The organism is Pseudomonas sp. Sample_9 (genome assembly GCF_004307535.1).
In the GTDB taxonomy this organism is placed as follows: domain Bacteria; phylum Pseudomonadota; class Gammaproteobacteria; order Pseudomonadales; family Pseudomonadaceae; genus Aquipseudomonas; species Aquipseudomonas mercuritolerans.
On the sequence record NZ_RAZO01000014.1, the window covers coordinates 1 to 15,218 of the forward strand.

12 protein-coding genes are annotated in these 15,218 nt (G+C 59.2%); all 12 read right to left on the reverse strand.

The window, feature by feature from the left end; all coding sequences use genetic code 11:
• A partial coding sequence (locus D6877_RS00975) for a PoNe immunity protein domain-containing protein (RefSeq protein WP_130909572.1) occupies positions 1-863 on the reverse strand: 863 nt, incomplete at its 3' end.
• A gap of 3 nt (positions 864-866) precedes the next feature.
• Positions 867-2,435: a hypothetical protein gene (locus D6877_RS00980; RefSeq protein WP_178083611.1), complete on the reverse strand. Its 1,569-nt coding sequence runs from the start codon at positions 2,433-2,435 to the stop codon at positions 867-869.
• The gene (locus D6877_RS00985; protein WP_130909573.1) at positions 2,432-4,723 is read right to left on the reverse strand and encodes a type VI secretion system tip protein VgrG; all 2,292 of its coding nucleotides are present in this window, start codon (positions 4,721-4,723) and stop codon (positions 2,432-2,434) included. The genes D6877_RS00980 and D6877_RS00985 overlap by 4 nt, the downstream gene beginning before the upstream one ends.
• A gap of 275 nt (positions 4,724-4,998) precedes the next feature.
• The gene (locus D6877_RS00990) at positions 4,999-5,619 is read right to left on the reverse strand and encodes a hypothetical protein (protein ID WP_016774877.1); all 621 of its coding nucleotides are present in this window, start codon (positions 5,617-5,619) and stop codon (positions 4,999-5,001) included.
• 44 nt (positions 5,620-5,663) lie between these two features.
• Positions 5,664-6,602, reverse strand: coding sequence for a carbohydrate kinase (locus D6877_RS00995; protein ID WP_130909580.1), 939 nt, complete (start codon positions 6,600-6,602; stop codon positions 5,664-5,666).
• Between the two features lie 13 nt (positions 6,603-6,615).
• Positions 6,616-8,112 carry a xylulokinase gene (gene xylB / locus D6877_RS01000; protein ID WP_130909574.1) on the reverse strand — a complete coding sequence of 499 codons (1,497 nt, stop codon included), beginning with the start codon at positions 8,110-8,112 and terminating at the stop codon, positions 6,616-6,618.
• A 138-nt stretch (positions 8,113-8,250) separates the two neighbouring features.
• The gene (locus tag D6877_RS01005) at positions 8,251-9,723 is read right to left on the reverse strand and encodes a mannitol dehydrogenase family protein (protein WP_130909575.1); all 1,473 of its coding nucleotides are present in this window, start codon (positions 9,721-9,723) and stop codon (positions 8,251-8,253) included.
• 15 nt (positions 9,724-9,738) lie between these two features.
• Positions 9,739-10,842: a sn-glycerol-3-phosphate ABC transporter ATP-binding protein UgpC gene (gene ugpC, locus D6877_RS01010; protein ID WP_073476158.1), complete on the reverse strand. Its 1,104-nt coding sequence runs from the start codon at positions 10,840-10,842 to the stop codon at positions 9,739-9,741.
• A 165-nt stretch (positions 10,843-11,007) separates the two neighbouring features.
• A complete protein-coding gene (locus tag D6877_RS01020) occupies positions 11,008-11,838 on the reverse strand; it encodes a carbohydrate ABC transporter permease (protein WP_130909576.1) in 831 nt (276 codons plus the stop codon).
• Between the two features lie 8 nt (positions 11,839-11,846).
• A complete protein-coding gene (locus D6877_RS01025; protein WP_041480415.1) occupies positions 11,847-12,773 on the reverse strand; it encodes a sugar ABC transporter permease in 927 nt (308 codons plus the stop codon).
• Between the two features lie 156 nt (positions 12,774-12,929).
• The gene (locus D6877_RS01035) at positions 12,930-14,240 is read right to left on the reverse strand and encodes a sugar ABC transporter substrate-binding protein (RefSeq protein WP_073476160.1); all 1,311 of its coding nucleotides are present in this window, start codon (positions 14,238-14,240) and stop codon (positions 12,930-12,932) included.
• 342 nt (positions 14,241-14,582) lie between these two features.
• The coding region (locus D6877_RS01040; protein ID WP_130909578.1) for an AraC family transcriptional regulator at positions 14,583-15,218 on the reverse strand (636 nt) is incomplete at its 5' end.

Consider the following 15,218-nt stretch of genomic DNA (forward strand, 5'->3'; position numbering starts at 1 on the left):
AAATGTTGTCTTGAGTCAGATTTCGCAGGAGTGAACCAGTAACCAGTTCTACTGCTGGGTTGGCCGCCGTCGATTCGCGAGACCTGAGAATTATTGGTGGGTTGATAGTTGCGGGCGTATTCAACTAGATCCTTTGGATAAACCATGTGATTTATTTTGCTGTCGTTGATACCGTATAGAAAAGCAACAGCTCCAGCTTCGAAAGCCCAGTATCCAACATAGTTTCCTTCCTCTCCCTGAAGGTGGGTGTCATGCCAAGGGGCCTGTTTGAAAGCTGGATACCATTGACTACAGAATTTCTTGAGAAGGTCCGAAGCTTGTTCTCCTGTATCTGCATAAATCGCTTGAATTAGAGGAGAATAAACCTCGTGATACCACTGATCTACATCTGTTCGGTCAGGCAGGATTTTGCAGAGCAAGTCTTCATATAATGTGTCGTCACCGGCATATCCCGCATTGTCGAGCAGTCTTACGAATCGTTTAAGGAGGTCTGTGCGATGAAGCAAAATACAAAGACTAATAACTTGCACGCATTCTTCATATTCATGCGCCCAATCATCAATGGCTAACGGTGATATTTCGGGTAGGTTTTCAGATTTCGCTAGCGTGGCCTGCCTAAGCTCATACTTCTCAACTAAATTTTCAAGGAGGGGAATCAAAGACTGAATCTCTTCTCCCGCCGTATAAGTCGCGGTCAACTTTCGGAGTGCCAAACGCTGAATAAATCTCGCGCGGATTGTTTGTTCGCCTTCTGGAGTGTCGGATTTGAATATAGTGGTTTTCAGAAGCTCAGTTGCTTCGTCGTGCTCTCGTAAAAAGTTTTTATAATGAGCTTCGCTAAAGAATTTTTGTCTTTTAGTCATTTTTTACACCTCTAGCTTAAGCGAATCTATTGCGCCATATTTCTTTGTTAGTGATTTTTTACGTTTATTGACAAAGCTCTTCACTTCAGCTTCCGAATAGTGGAACGCTTTATGGTTTTCATGAGTCGATTCGTTTGTATTGTTAAGGCGAGCGCTAGCGTGTTCCTTAGGGCTGGAGCTGATGTGGTAGAGAGGGGTGTAAAACAAATGGCGACTATATGAGCCAGCTATTTGCAGTTGTAGCGAATATCCCGATACCGCTTTCTCCAGATTTTCCTCAATCCATTCGTCACTCATCTGCACGAGTATTCTTTTCGTTTTTTTAGTTGTGGGTTTTTCACTTTTTTGGGCGTGAGTTTGTTTCTTGCCTTTGTTGATTTTTCTCTTGGTTGCTGCGATGGCTGTGGGTTCGGCGTTTTCGGCAGGTTCTATGAGTTCACTCGGTTCCGAGAGCCCAGAAACGCCTAACTTCGATGCGACCCCCGGCTTTCTCGTATTATTCAGTTTCCGCATGAACTTCGGTGCATCTTCATCACGGCTTGCCTTTGCCTCTACAATGGCGAACTTTTCGCCGCCATTGTTTGCGGGATTAGCCCGCCAAACCGCGTCTATCCCGGTGCCGTTAGCACCGTCCGTGAGCTTGTACAACACATGTTTGGCCTTGGGACTGCCGCCCGCCGAAAGTTTCCCCAACTTGCTTGCGCTTGGCACTCCCTCAAGCCACTTACCGTCAGCGCCCTTGTCGTGCCCATCCCAGTCCTTGCCCCAGCCAAACTCCACGGCAAAGATGTAATCGGCGATGTGCTCGCCGCTGACACCCAAGCCCTCGTTCAAAATGCTGGAAGGAGCCTGAAGACCAACTTTGGAGGCTTCGACCTGATTGGAGTGAGTGCCACTGGCACCGTCTGTGCCTTTGGTTGCAACGGCGGCATCTTTGTTCGCAGGCTTTTCCGCTCTTTTCGGATGGCTTGAACCGGAGGAGGCAGCAGAGCTGTTGCGCTGCATGCCTTTCCATTTGACCAAGCGCTTTTCAACAATTCCGACCATGGCCGGCATGTTGTCGCGGGAGGCGGCAAGGACGGTGACGACTGAGGTCTTTGCCCAGTTGGGCAGGCTTTGAAAAGTCGAAGAGCCTTTTACGCCGGTGATGATTTCGTCGAGTTCGGCGCGCAGCTTGCCGGCGTCGAATATCTGCTTGAGCAGTTCTTCCGGGCTGGTTTTGATGCCGCACTCTTGCAGAACGAAGCGCAGCAGGTCGAACAACACCGGGGCGTACCGTTGTGGGTCTTTGTTGACGATTCGCAGGCTCTTTTTCAGGCCGTCGCCGGGACCGGGGATCCAGCCGATGACGGCCATCAGCAGGTCGAATTGCGCATTTTCCTTTCCATCGGTCGACTCTGCGTTGTAGAGGACGATGGAGGATTCGATGGTGTCGTAGGCGTCGATGGCTTGTCCCAGAAATGGCACTGCGCCCAGCGCGATACCTTTCGCCAGTTCGACTGCAGCCTCTTGATAGGCGGCGCTACGGTCTTCGCCACCGTCGTTTGCGCTTTCAGCTACTGCCTCGCTCATGTCAGCCTCCCTGCGGCTTTCTCTACTAGTGCCTGTAAATCGACCTGATTCGGGTCGAGCCCGAGTTTGCGCAGGTCTTCGTTAACCTTTTCATCCGAGTTCTGCACGACCGCTACGCTTTCACGGGTGAACGGCCGCGGGTCCTCGCCGTAATAAACCTTGGCCGGGCCTTTCGGGACGTCCTCAAGGCGGGCAAAACCGTCATCGTCCAGCACACCTTCGCGAGTTGAACCGTCTGCAAACTCAACGCGATAAGAGGCACCAGGGACAGGCTCAAGGTTGTCGTAATGCAAATTCAGTTCAAGCCACGTCGGATTGGCTTTGGCTGTATCCATCAGTCTGCCGGCGGCGTCCACCGCCGCGAGCCCTGGAATCAACGGCGCCAGAATCCCGATCCCAGTCCCCACCCCCGGCGCACCACCGGTATTCACCTTCACCTCAGCGCCGCTAATCGTGACACCACCGGCATCAACCTTCACAAAACTCCCGCCAGCCTTGGCCGTGAGCTCCATGCCGCCCTCAATCACCACCTTGTCACCCGCGTGATAGTGAATCTCCGTCCCGGCCTCAACAAACTGCCCCGTCCCCACCTTCACATGCTGCGTCACACCCACTGTCAGGTGATCATCCGCGCGCATTTCGCTGATCCGGTCCAGATGAGTGATCCGATGCTCTTCAACCTTGAACTCGCTCAACACATTCGCTTCAACAGTGTCATGCCGTTCGTTGCCGACGCGGATTTTCTGGTCGTGTTCGATGTTTTCGTCCCAGTCGCGCTGGGCGTGGATGTAGATCTGTTCGGCGCCTGTCTTGTCTTCGATGCGGAATTCGTTGTAGCCCTTGCCGCCCGGGGAGCTGAGGGTTTTGAAGGTGCTGCGGGTCTTGTTGGCGGGCAGGTCGTAGGGGACGACGTTTTCCTTGTGGTACAGGCAGCCGGTGACGAGGGGCTGGTCGGGGTCGCCTTCGAGGAAGGTGACGAGGACTTCCATGCCGATGCGCGGGATGGCGATGCCGCCGTAGGCGCTGCCTGCCCAGCCGCTGGCGACGCGCATCCAGCAGGTGGTTTTGTCGTCGGACTGGCCGTCGCGGTCCCAGTGGAATTGCACTTTGATGCGGCCGTACTGGTCGCAGTGGATTTCTTCACCGGCAGGGCCGGTGACGACGGCGGTCTGGCTGCCGAGGACTTTCGGTTTCGGGTGTTCGAGGGCAGGGCGGTAGTGCGCGTCCCACGGGGTGGCGAGGAAGCTGTTGCGGTAGCCCTGATGGAAATCGCTTTTGTTGTCGGTGACGTCGCTGGTGACGTTTTCGCCGAGCACTTGCGGTTGTTTGCCTTCGTGGAAGACTTCCAGCAGCAGCCAGAGGTCGTTCCACTCGGCGCGCGGGTGTTCGGCGAGCGTGAGGAAATGGCCGCTGGTCAGCGTCGGTTCATCACCTTTGCCTTCGGCGAGTTTGTAGTCGCTGCGATGGCGTTCGAGGGCGCGGGTCGAGAGGAACTTGCCGCGCTCGCGGGTGGTGAAGCGGCCGGGGTAATCGTAGTCTTCCAGGTCGGGGGCGAATTCGGATTTGACCGCGCCTTCGGGCAGCAGCTTGGGTTTTTCGAAATCGTAGTCGCGACGGCTGACGCGGGTGGTACGGGTTTCCAGGCGCAGGTTGAAGCGCTTGATCACCGGTTTCTCCGCAGCCATGCCGGAGTCCTGCTGGTAGCTGACCGGCTTCAGTTTGCGGAACACCGTCTGATCGTCGCCGAACACCAGTTTGTGGCCGCTGCTGCTGTGCTGGAAGTGAAAGTGAATGCCTTCCTCTTCGCACAGACGCTGGATGAAGTGCAGGTCGGACTCATCGTATTGCACGCAATACTCACGCTCCGGGTACTCGGCGCCGAGCTGGAAGCTGTAGGCGTCAGAGAGAATGCCGCGATCTTCCAGCACCTGGGCGATGATTTTCGGCACCGTCAGTTGCTGGAAGATCTGCTGATCATGGTTGTGCTGCAGATAGGCCAGTTGCGGCATCAGGCTGATGCTGTAGCGGGTCAGGGTCTTGCCGGAGTCGCCCTGCTCGATGCGATAGACCTGACCGTGAATCTTGCCTTCGCCGGTGGCGCCGAACGTCAGGCAGGCGCGCTTGTGCAGCAGCTCTTCGAGCTTCAGGTCGGGGCGGGCGCTGACCAGTTCGAGGTCGAAACGGAACGGTTCGTTGAGGGCTTCGCGACCGGTGAAGCTGAGGACTTGCAGGTCGGCGTTGGCGTCTTCGATCGAGAGGGTGATGTGGGTTGCATTGGCGTCCAGCATGCCTTGAATTCCGTCCGTTGAATAAGCAGGTGATGGATGTTGCAGGATTAGACGGCCTCATTCAAGGCGCAAATGGCGTAGGTGTGGGGCCTTGATGCCATAGGGAAAACCCTTAGGAGGGCGGTTTGGGCCAGTGAAATCGGGCCTTTCATAGACGTTGATGGTGTTTGGGAGATTGCCATCGCGGGCAAGCCCGCTCCCACAGGTTTCTCGGGTGTAGACAAAATCGGCGTTCACTAAGGTCCTGTGGGAGCGAGCCTGCTCGCGAAGGGCTTCTACAACCAATGCCAGAACCGGCTCCAGAACCCGCGATTGAGGTCTTCCTTGCAGCCGGCATATTGCTGCGCATACAGATCCGAACGGTTCTGCACTTTGCGCGCGGTCGGCGGTAGCCAGGCTTTGCTGGCGTAGGTCTTGTTGCGGAAGCCGCCCCAGCCTTCGTGGTAGTTCAGGTATTGGTTATAGGCGTCGTATTTGTACACGCCGTTGATCGAGGTGGTCTTGTCCATGTACCAGCCGACGAAGTCGATGGCGTCGTCGAAGTCTTCGCGGTCGGCCCAGTTGCGACCGGTGCTTTTCTGGTAGTCGGCCCAGACTTCGTCCTTGGCTTGCGCGTAGCCGGACGCGGTGGAGACGCGGCCCCACGGAATTACCCAGAGCAGGTATTTGCGTGGCGTCTTGGCGTCGTAGCGATAGCCGGATTCCTGATACATGATCGCGAAGGGCACCTGGATCGGCACGCCCCAGCGTTTCTGGGTGACTTGCGCAGCGTCGTACCAGTCGCTTTTCTCGCGGAAGATTGCGCAGATGTCTTCCGGTGAGCGGGGCGGCGAGGTGCCGCAACCGCTCAGCAGAGTGGCCAGGGTCAGGAGGGCGAGGATGTGCCTGTGATTCAAGAGCTGTTTTCCGTCGTGCGCAAAAAGGCCGACAGTCTACGCGCTCAGCTCAATTGATGACGATAGGGCAGATCCGGACCGGTTTTGCTGCAGGTCAGCGCGGCGGCTTGCACGGCGAACCTGAGCATGCCGTCGATTTGCTCTCGACTGAGCTGCTGCACGCCTTCGACGGAGTCCAGCGAATGTTCGGTCAGCCAGGTGATCAGCGCGGCCTGGAAGGTGTCGCCAGCGCCTACCGTATCGGCAATTTTCACCGGGTTGGCCGGGACCGACCACGAGCCATGGGCGCGACTGAACACGGTCGCGCCGTCGCCGCCGCGAGTCAGGAAGACGATCTGGCAGCGATGTTCGAGCCAGCCTTCAATCACATGCTGCGGATTCTGTTCGGGATACAGCAGGCTCAGATCCTCGTCGCTGACTTTGATCAGATCGGCCAGGCGCACCAGCGTGGCGATGCGCTCGCGCCATAGCTCGATGTTCGGCTCGGGATTGAGGCGCACGTTGGGGTCGAGGCTGATCAGGCGTTTGCCGCTTTCACGCTGAACCAGCTTAAGCAAGGTGTCGCCGATCGGCTGTACTACCAGCGAAAACGAGCCGATGTGCAGGCCGCGCACCTCGTCGCCGAGCGTCGGCAGATGTGCCTCGCTCAGTTGCCGGTCGGCGCAGCCTTCGCCACGGAAGCTGTAATGCGGCGAGCCATTGGCGCCTACCGCGACCATTGCCAGAGTGGTCGGCGCGGCGAAATCCACCAGATAGTCCGGGCGCACACCTTCGTCCTGCAGCACTTGCTGCAAACGGCGGCCGAGGTAGTCGGTGGACAGCCCACCGAATAGCGCCGAGTCCACGCCCAAGCGGCGCAGACCGACGGCGACGTTGAACGGCGAGCCGCCGGCAATCGCCTTGAAATTGACTTTCGAGGCCAGCCCGCTGGCATCGTTTTCGCTGAAGAAATCAAACAGGGCTTCGCCACACACCAGGTACATAGTTGTTTGCTCGTTATAGGGTTGCGACATGCTGTTGATAGCGTTCGTAGGCCTGCTGGAACGCCGCGACATTGGCGGCGATCGGCAGGGTTTCGCTGCCCGCGTCGAGTTTCACGCAGCGCTCGCACAGCTCGGCCAGGGAGACATCGTCACCGTTCGAGCGTGACGCGCACCACGCTGCTTGAATCGCTGCACCCAGCGCCGCGGCTTCGCTTTGCTCGGTGCAGATCACCGGGGCGTTCATGATATCGGCGACGATCTGCCGCCACACCGGACTCTTCGAACCGCCGCCGATCAGGCAGATGCGCAGGCTTTGTAAACCATTCTGGCGGAGCAAATCCAGCCCGTAGCGCAAACCGAAGGTGGTGCCTTCGACGGCGGCGCGGCACAGATTGGCTTGGGTCAGGTTGTCCATGGTCAGCCCATGCAGGCTGCCGGTGGCGTGGGGCAGGGCGGGGACGCGTTCGCCGTTGAGAAACGGCAACATGCTCACGCCCTCGGCACCGATCGGCGATTGCGCGACCAGTTCGTTGAAGGTCGGCAGATCGAGCTTGAACAGCTCGCGAATCGCCCCGGTCGCGTTGGTCAGATTCATGGTGCAGATCAACGGCAGCCAGCCGCCGCTGGAGGAACAGAACGTGGCGACCGAGGCATCGGCGCTGACGTTTGGCTCCTCCGAATAGGCGTAGACCGTGCCGGACGAACCGAGGCTCATGGTGATCGCGCCGGGCTGGATATTGCCGGTACCAATGGCGCCCATCATGTTGTCGCCACCGCCGCTCGAGACCACGGCGTTGGGGTTGATGCCGAGTTGCTCGGCGATTGCCGGGAGGAGAGTGCGGACGGCGGCGTGCGCGTCGATCAGCTCCGGCAGCGCGGCTTGCAAACGGCCGCTGGCGTCGATGTCGCGCAGGATCTGCACATCCCACTGCCGCGTGCGCACGTTGAAGTAACCAGTGCCGGAGGCGTCGCCGTATTCGCTGCAGGCGCGGCCGGTGAGCCAGTAGTTGAGGTAGTCGTGGGGCAACAGAATGCGCGCGATGCGTGAGAAAACGTCAGGATGCTGCTCTTTGGTCCACAGCAGTTTCGACACCGTGTAGCCCGGCGCGATGACCACGCCGAGGCGTTCCAGCGAGCCTTCCTCGCCGCCCAGTTGCGCGAGCAAGAGCTCGTTTTCCGGCGTGGTTTCGGTATCGCACCAGAGCTTGGCCGGGCGCAGCACTGCGCCTTGCTCATCGAGCAGGACCAGGCCGTGTTGCTGGCCGGAGACGCCGACACCGAGGATCGCCTGGCCGTCGACATTGGCCACTTGCAAGGCCTGGCGGGTGGCGCTGACGAACGCGTCGAGCCACTGTTGAACGTCTTGTTCGCGGCGGCCGTTGGCGCCGCTGATCATCGTGTGCGGCGCCGCGCCCAGACCGAGCACCTGGCCGCTGTCGGCATCGAGGATAATCGCTTTGGTGCCTTGGGTGCCGCAGTCGATACCCAGGAAGAGTTGTTGGCTGGTCACAATGAGGTCCTCAGGATGTCAGGGTGTTTCCGAGTATGGCGGCTATTCGCGAGCAGGCTCGCTCCCACAGGTCAGTGTTCCAACATCACTTGTGGGAGCGAGCCTGCTCGCGAAGACGTCAGTCGCATCGCCGCAGGATCAGGCTAGAACTCGTCCCAGAGTTCGCGAAACCCCAACCTCGCGCAGACTCTGGCAGCACCACTCGAATGCCGCAACAAACTCCGCCGACTTCGGTATCGCCGTGCCGAAAATTTCTTCCACGCCCAACAGGCGCTCGGTGATCAACTCATCGTCCGCCACCAATCGCTGACAGAAAGCCGCTCGCGGGTCCGGAATCGAATACGTATCGCCATTCTCATCCATGCCCTTCAAATACAGCGCCCACGCCGCGACTACCAGTGCGGCGCGTTTGGTCTCGCGGCCATCGGCGATCAGCCGATTGATCGTCGGCACGGTGAACTTGGGAAACTTCGATGAGCCATCCGAACACACGCGCTCCAGCTGATCGGCAATCGCCTGATTGGAGAAGCGTGCCACCAGCGTGTCCTTGTATTCGCTCAGATCAATGCCCGGCACCGGCGCCAACTGCGGCGTGACATCCAGATCCATATAAGCGCGCATGTACCGCACGAACAGCGGATCGTTCATGGTCTCGTGGACGAAGCGATAGCCCTTGAGAAAGCCCAGATACGTCAGCGCCAGGTGACTGCCGTTGAGCAGTTTGATTTTCATCTCTTCGTACGGCGACACATCGTCGGTGAACTGCACGCCGACCTTTTCCCACGCCGGGCGGCCTTTGACGAATTTGTCTTCCAGCACCCACTGCACAAACGGTTCGCAGACCACCGGCCAGGCATCGTCGACGCCGTGTTTGTCGGCCAGTTGCAGGCGATGTGCGGTGCTGGTCATCGGCGTGATGCGGTCGACCATGGCGTTGGGGAAGCTGACGTTCTGGTCGATCCAGTCGCGCAATTGCGGATCACGCAGCGCGGCGAACGCCAGCAGCGTCTTGCGCGCGACCGCGCCGTTGTGCGGCAGGTTATCGCAGGACATCACAGTGAATGCCGGAACGCCCGCCGCACGGCGTTTGGCCAACGCGGCGCAAAGGAAGCCGAACACGGTGCCCGGCGTTTCGGGATGGGCGAGGTCGTGTTGAATCTGCGGCAGATGCGCCATGAATTCGCCGTTACTGTCGTCGATGCAGTAGCCGCCCTCGGTGATAGTCAGCGAAACGATGCGGATCTGCGGTTCGGCGAGTTTGTCGATCAGCGTTTGCGCGCCATCTTCGGCCAGCAGCATGTCGCGGATCGCGCCGATGACGCGCACTTCGGTGTCATCGCTGTCACCCAGTTCGAACAGGGTGAACAGGTAATCCTGCTCGCGCAGATCATCGCGGGCGCGGCGATCTTCCGGGCGCAGGCCGACGCCGCAGATTGCCCAGTCCAGCGCTTGGCCAGTGTTCATCAAGGCATCGGTGTAATACACCTGATGGGCACGGTGAAAACCGCCGACGCCGATGTGAGCAATGCCCTGGCGTGTGTCGCCGAGGTCGTAGCCCGGCAGTTGCACTTCGGCGGCGAGGCGGTTGAGGTTCTGTTGGTTGAGTTTCATCGGATAGTCTCGAAATCAGGCGGCAGCGCGCAGTGGGCGGGTCAGCGCCACACCTTCGGCGTCGAACAGGTGGCAGTGAGTCGGGTCCAGACGCAGGCTCAATTGCTCGCCATAACGGCTGGCCAGGTCGCCGCGCACGCGCATGGTCAGGGCTTCACCGGCGCTGGTGGTGACGTGGCAGAAGGTGTCGCTGCCAAGACGTTCGCTGACGTCGGCCGTCACTTGCAACGTGCAGTCGCCGGGTTGCGCCAGCTCTAGATGTTCGGGACGAATGCCCAACGTCACCGCGCTACCGACGCTGAGGTTGGCGGCGTTGAACGGCAGGGTGATACGCGTGCCGGCGTCCAGCGAAACTTCGCAGCTGGCGCCGTCGATGCGGGCAATCTTGCCTTTGAGAAAACCCATTTTCGGCGTGCCGAGAAAGCCTGCGACAAACAGGTTGGCCGGGTTGTGATAGAGGTCCAGCGGCGAGCCGACCTGCTCGATTCTGCCGCCATTGAGCACCACGACTTTGTCGGCCATGGTCATCGCTTCGACCTGATCGTGGGTCACGTAGATCATCGTTGCTTGCAGGTCCTTGTGCAGGCGCAGCAGCTCCAGACGCATCTGCACGCGCAACGCCGCGTCGAGGTTGGACAGCGGCTCATCGAAAAGGAAAATCTTCGGGTTGCGCACGATGGCGCGGCCGATCGCCACGCGCTGGCGCTGACCGCCGGAGAGCTGTTTCGGCTTGCGCTCGAGCATCGGTCCGAGCTCGAGAATGCGCGCCGCTTCGCCAACCTTGCGCTCGACCTCGGCTTTCGGCACGCCGGCCAGATCGAGGGCGAACGACATGTTCTTTTTCACGGTCATGTGCGGGTACAGCGCGTAGGTCTGGAACACCATCGCCAGATCGCGCTTGGCCGGGCTGACTTCAGTGATGTCGCGGCCATCGAGTTCGATGGTGCCGCCGCTGACCTCTTCCAGCCCGGCGATCAAGCGCAGCAGGGTGGATTTGCCGCAGCCCGACGGGCCGACGAAGACCACGAATTCCTTGTCGTTCACTTCCAGGTCAATGCCCTTGATGATGGAAAAGCCTTCGAAGCCTTTTTGCAGATTCTTGATTTTCAGGTTGGCCATGAGATGGGCCTCCGCATTGTTGTTATTCGATTGAGCTGGATAAGCTCTTTTGTGGGAGCGAGCTTGCTCGCGAAGGGGCCGTGTCAGTCACCATCATTGTTGGATGACGCTCCGCTTTCGCGAGCAAGCTCGCTCCCACAGTGAATCGCATTAGATTGAGAGGCTTCATTTCACGGCACCAAACGACAGGCCGCGCACCAGTTGCTTCTGGCTGATCCAGCCAAAGATCAGAATCGGCGCACAGGCCAGGGTCGAGACCGCCGACAACTTGGCCCAGAACAACCCTTCGGGGCTTGAATACGAGGCGATCAACGCGGTCAGTGGTGCGGCATTCGAAGAGGTCAGGTTCAGCGACCAGAACGCCTCGTTCCAGCACAGGATCAGCGACAGCAGCACGGTCGAGGCGAGGCCGCCCTTGGCGATCGGCAGCAGCACGCGGACCATTTCCTGCCACAGCGTCGCACCGTCGAGGCGGGCGGCTTCGAGGATGTCTTTGGGGATGTCCTTGAAGTAGGTGTAAACCATCCAGACCACGATCGGCAGGTTGATCAGCGTGTAGATCACGATCAGCGCGATGCGCGTGTCGAGCAGGCCGAAACTCTTGGCCAGCAGGTAGATCGGCATCAGCACGCCCACCGGCGGCAGCATCTTGGTCGAGAGCATCCACAGCAGCGTGCCTTTGGTGCGCTGGGTTTCGTAGAACGCCATCGAGTACGCCGCAGGCACCGCGGTCAACAGGCACAGGGCCGTGGCGCTGAACGAGATCACCACCGAGTTCCAGGCGAAACTGAAGTAATCGCTGCGCTCGTTGATGTGCAGGTAGTTCTCCAGCGTTGGCGTGAAGATGAACTGCGGCGGTGTGGCGAAGGCGTCGATTTCGCTCTTGAAACTGGTCATCACCATCCAGAAGATCGGGAAGAAAATCACGATCGCGATGGCCCAGGCCAGGGTGCCGAGCAGCAGGCTTTGCAGGCGGCGGGATTGTTGGAGGGTCATGGCAGGCCTCACGCTTTGTCAGTCAGGTTTTTGCCGATCATCCGCACCAGAATGATCGCGGCGATGTTGGCGATGACCACGGCAATCAGACCGCCCGCCGAAGCCATGCCGACGTCGAACTGCACCAGCGCCTGGTTGTAGATCAGGTAGGCGAGGTTGGTCGAGGCGTAGCCGGGGCCGCCGTTGGTGGTGGTGAAGATTTCGGCGAACACCGAGAGCAGGAAGATCGTTTCAATCATCACCACCACGGCAATCGGCCGCGCCAGATGCGGCAGGGTCAGGTGCCAGAAGATCGCGATCGGGCCGGCACCGTCCAGGCGTGCGGCTTCTTTCTGTTCCTGATCCAGCGATTGCATGGCGGTCATCAGAATCAGGATCGCGAAGGGCAGCCATTGCCACGAAACGATGATGATGATCGACAGCAGCGGGTAGTGCGCCAGCCAGTCCACCGGTTGCGCGCCGAACAGCTTCCAGATGTAGGCGAGGATTCCCGAGACCGGGTGGAAGATCAGGTTCTTCCAGATCAGCGCACCGACGGTGGGCATGATGAAGAACGGCGAAATCAGCATCACCCGCACCAGGCCGCGACCGAGGAATTCGCTGGCCTCCAGCAACGCGCTGATCAACACACCGAAGACCACGCTGATAAGCAGCACGCTGCCAACGAGCAACAACGTATTGGTCGCGCCGGGCATGAAACCCGAGTCGGTGAGGAAGTAGGTGAAGTTCTCAAGCCCGACGAATTCATTTTCGCCGGGGTAGAGCAGGTTGTAGCGGATCATCGAAAAGTACAGGGTCATGCCCAGCGGCACGATCATCCACAGCAGCAACAGCGCCACCGAAGGGCTGACCAGAAACCAGCCGGGATTGCGCACCCGCAGCTTGCGCTGGGGTGGCGACAGGTCGATGTGGGCTTTGGCAGTTGAAGTATTCATGGCATTCACAACCGAGTCATACAGACCTATGGAGATCCCCATGTGGGAGCGAGCCTGCTCGCGAAAGCGCCGGATCAGTGTCATGTGTACTGGCTGACACGACGCCTTCGCGAGCAGGCTCGCTCCCACAAGAGGCAGGAGCAAGTCGTTCAGCGCTTACTTGGGATAACCCGCGCGCTTCATCTCGCGTTCCGTAGTCTGCTGCGCCGCCGCCAGCGCCTGATCCACCGTGGTCTGGCCGATCAGTGCCGCCGAGAACAGCTTGCCGACTTGGGTGCCCACCGCCTGGAATTCAGGGATGGTCACCAGTTGAATGCCAATGTACGGCACCGGTTTCAGCGTCGGTTTGCTCGGGTCAGCGGCTTTCAGCGATTCCAGCGTCACCTTGGCAAACGGCGCTGCGCTCATGTACGCATCGCTGTAGGTCGAAGCGCGGGTGCCCGGCGGCACGTTGGCGATGCCATCGGTCTTGGCAACCAGTTCGCCGTACTCTTTGGACGTGGCCCAGGCGCTGAAGGTTTTTGCTGCGTCCTTGGCCTTGGAGCTGGTCGGAATCGCCAGCGCCCACGAATACAGCCACGCCGAGCCTTTATCCGTGACCTGATGCGGAGCGAAGGTGAAACCGACGCTATCGGCGACCTTGCTCTGGGTCTTGTCGGTGACGAACGAGCCGGCGACGCTGGCGTCGACCCAGATCGCGCATTTGCCGCTGTTGAACAGGGCCAGGTTTTCATTGAACCCGTTGCTCGACGCGCCCGGCGGGCCGGATTTCTTCATGGTGTTGACGTAGAAATTCAGCGCATTTTTCCATTCCGGGCCGCTGAATTCCGGTTTCCATTGCTCATCGAACCAGCGCGCGCCGTAAGCGTTGGCAACCGTGGTCACCAGCGCCATGTTCTCGCCCCAACCGGCCTTGCCGCGCAGGCAGATGCCGTATTGCTCTTTGTCTTTCTGGGTGAGTTTTTCCGCAAACCCGGCGATCTCTTCCCAGGTCGGCCGCTCCGGCATGGTCAGCCCGGCTGCCTTGAACAGGTCGGTGCGGTAATAGGTGATCGAACTCTCTGCGTAGAACGGCAGCGCATACAGCGAACCCTTCACCGACAGGCCTTCGCGCACCGACGGGAAGACGTCGTCGAGGGCGTAACTGGCCGGCAGATCCTTCATCGGCTCCAGCCAACCCTTGCCGCCCCAGAGTGCGGCTTCGTACATGCCGATGGTCAATACGTCGAACTGGCCGCCCTGAGTGGCGATGTCGGTGGTCAGGCGCTGACGCAGGACGTTTTCTTCCAGCACCACCCAATTGAGCTTGATGTCCGGATGCTCGCTCTCGAAGGTTTTCGAGAGTTTCTGCATGCGGATCATGTCGCTGTTGTTGACGGTGGCGATGGTCAGGGTCTGGGCGCCAAGGCTGACGCTGCTGAGGGTCATGCAGGTGAGAGCGAGCAGAGCTTTTGCAGTGGGTTGCATCGTGCACTCCTTTTCTGACACCCGACGGGGCAGAAGGACAGTTATTGTTTTTGTGTCTTCCGAATGCAGGAAGAATCTGCGCTGATTACAGCCCTCAATCGAAGGGCTGACAAATCATCCCTAGCACTTTTGTTGATACTTTTTTGCACTGGGGTTTGAGTGGAGGAACGCAGGGAAGGGCTCTTGCGCGAAGGATCGTTCGCGAATGCGTACAGATTTCGCCAGCCGGGGCACGGTTTTTTGTGGGAGCGAGCCTGCTCGCGAAGACGATATCCCTGTCACAGGGTTCTTGACTGACAGACCGCTTTCGCGAGCAGGCTCGCTCCCACAGGGATAGTGTGGTCAGAGATGGTTCTGTTCAGTCAGCCGCTGCACCGCCAGCCGTCGATAGTGCGACGGCGTCATGCCCTTGAGTTGCTGAAAGCGTCGATTGAAGTTGGAAATATTGTTGAAGCCCGACTCGAAGCACACCTCGGTCACCGGTTTGTCGCCATCGGCCAGCAACTCGCAGGATTTGCTGATGCGCAGGCGGTTGACGAACTCGATGAAGTTGCGCCCGGTCGCCTGTTTGAACACTCGGCTGAAGTAAGTCGGCGTCATGCCCAGATGCTCGGCCACTTCCTCCAGTGAAATGTCCCGGGCGTAATGGCTGAAGATGTAATCGACCGCGCGGTTGGTGCGGTCGATATTGTGTTCGTCGGCCAGTTGCGGCGTGGTCGCACCGGACAACAACTGGAAGTCATCACTGGCCGCGAGCAATTCCATCAGGATGAAAAAATGCCCGAGGCGAGTGATGCCGGTGCTGTCGGCGATCCGCTGCATGAGCGTCATGGCCTGACGGATCGTGCGTTTGCAGCGGAATTCGATGCCGTACTGCGCACGCTCGAGCAGTGGCGCCAGGGTTTTCAACTCAGCAAACACCTGATGGCCGCTCTCGAACAGTTCGTCGGTGAAGTTGACCAGCATGTCGCGCTTCTC

Excerpts from the sequence above, each read along its gene's own strand:
- D6877_RS01005 (WP_130909575.1), bottom strand. The coding sequence starts at position 9,723 with ATGAAACTCAACCAACAGAACCTCAACCGCCTCGCCGCCGAAGTGCAA.
- D6877_RS01035 (WP_073476160.1), bottom strand. The coding sequence starts at position 14,240 with ATGCAACCCACTGCAAAAGCTCTGCTCGCTCTCACCTGCATGACCCTC.
- D6877_RS00995 (WP_130909580.1), bottom strand. The coding sequence starts at position 6,602 with ATGTACCTGGTGTGTGGCGAAGCCCTGTTTGATTTCTTCAGCGAAAAC.
- ugpC (WP_073476158.1), bottom strand. The coding sequence starts at position 10,842 with ATGGCCAACCTGAAAATCAAGAATCTGCAAAAAGGCTTCGAAGGCTTT.
- D6877_RS01020 (WP_130909576.1), bottom strand. The coding sequence starts at position 11,838 with ATGACCCTCCAACAATCCCGCCGCCTGCAAAGCCTGCTGCTCGGCACC.
- D6877_RS01025 (WP_041480415.1), bottom strand. The coding sequence starts at position 12,773 with ATGAATACTTCAACTGCCAAAGCCCACATCGACCTGTCGCCACCCCAG.
- D6877_RS00985 (WP_130909573.1), bottom strand. The coding sequence starts at position 4,723 with ATGCTGGACGCCAATGCAACCCACATCACCCTCTCGATCGAAGACGCC.
- D6877_RS00980 (WP_178083611.1), bottom strand. The coding sequence starts at position 2,435 with ATGAGCGAGGCAGTAGCTGAAAGCGCAAACGACGGTGGCGAAGACCGT.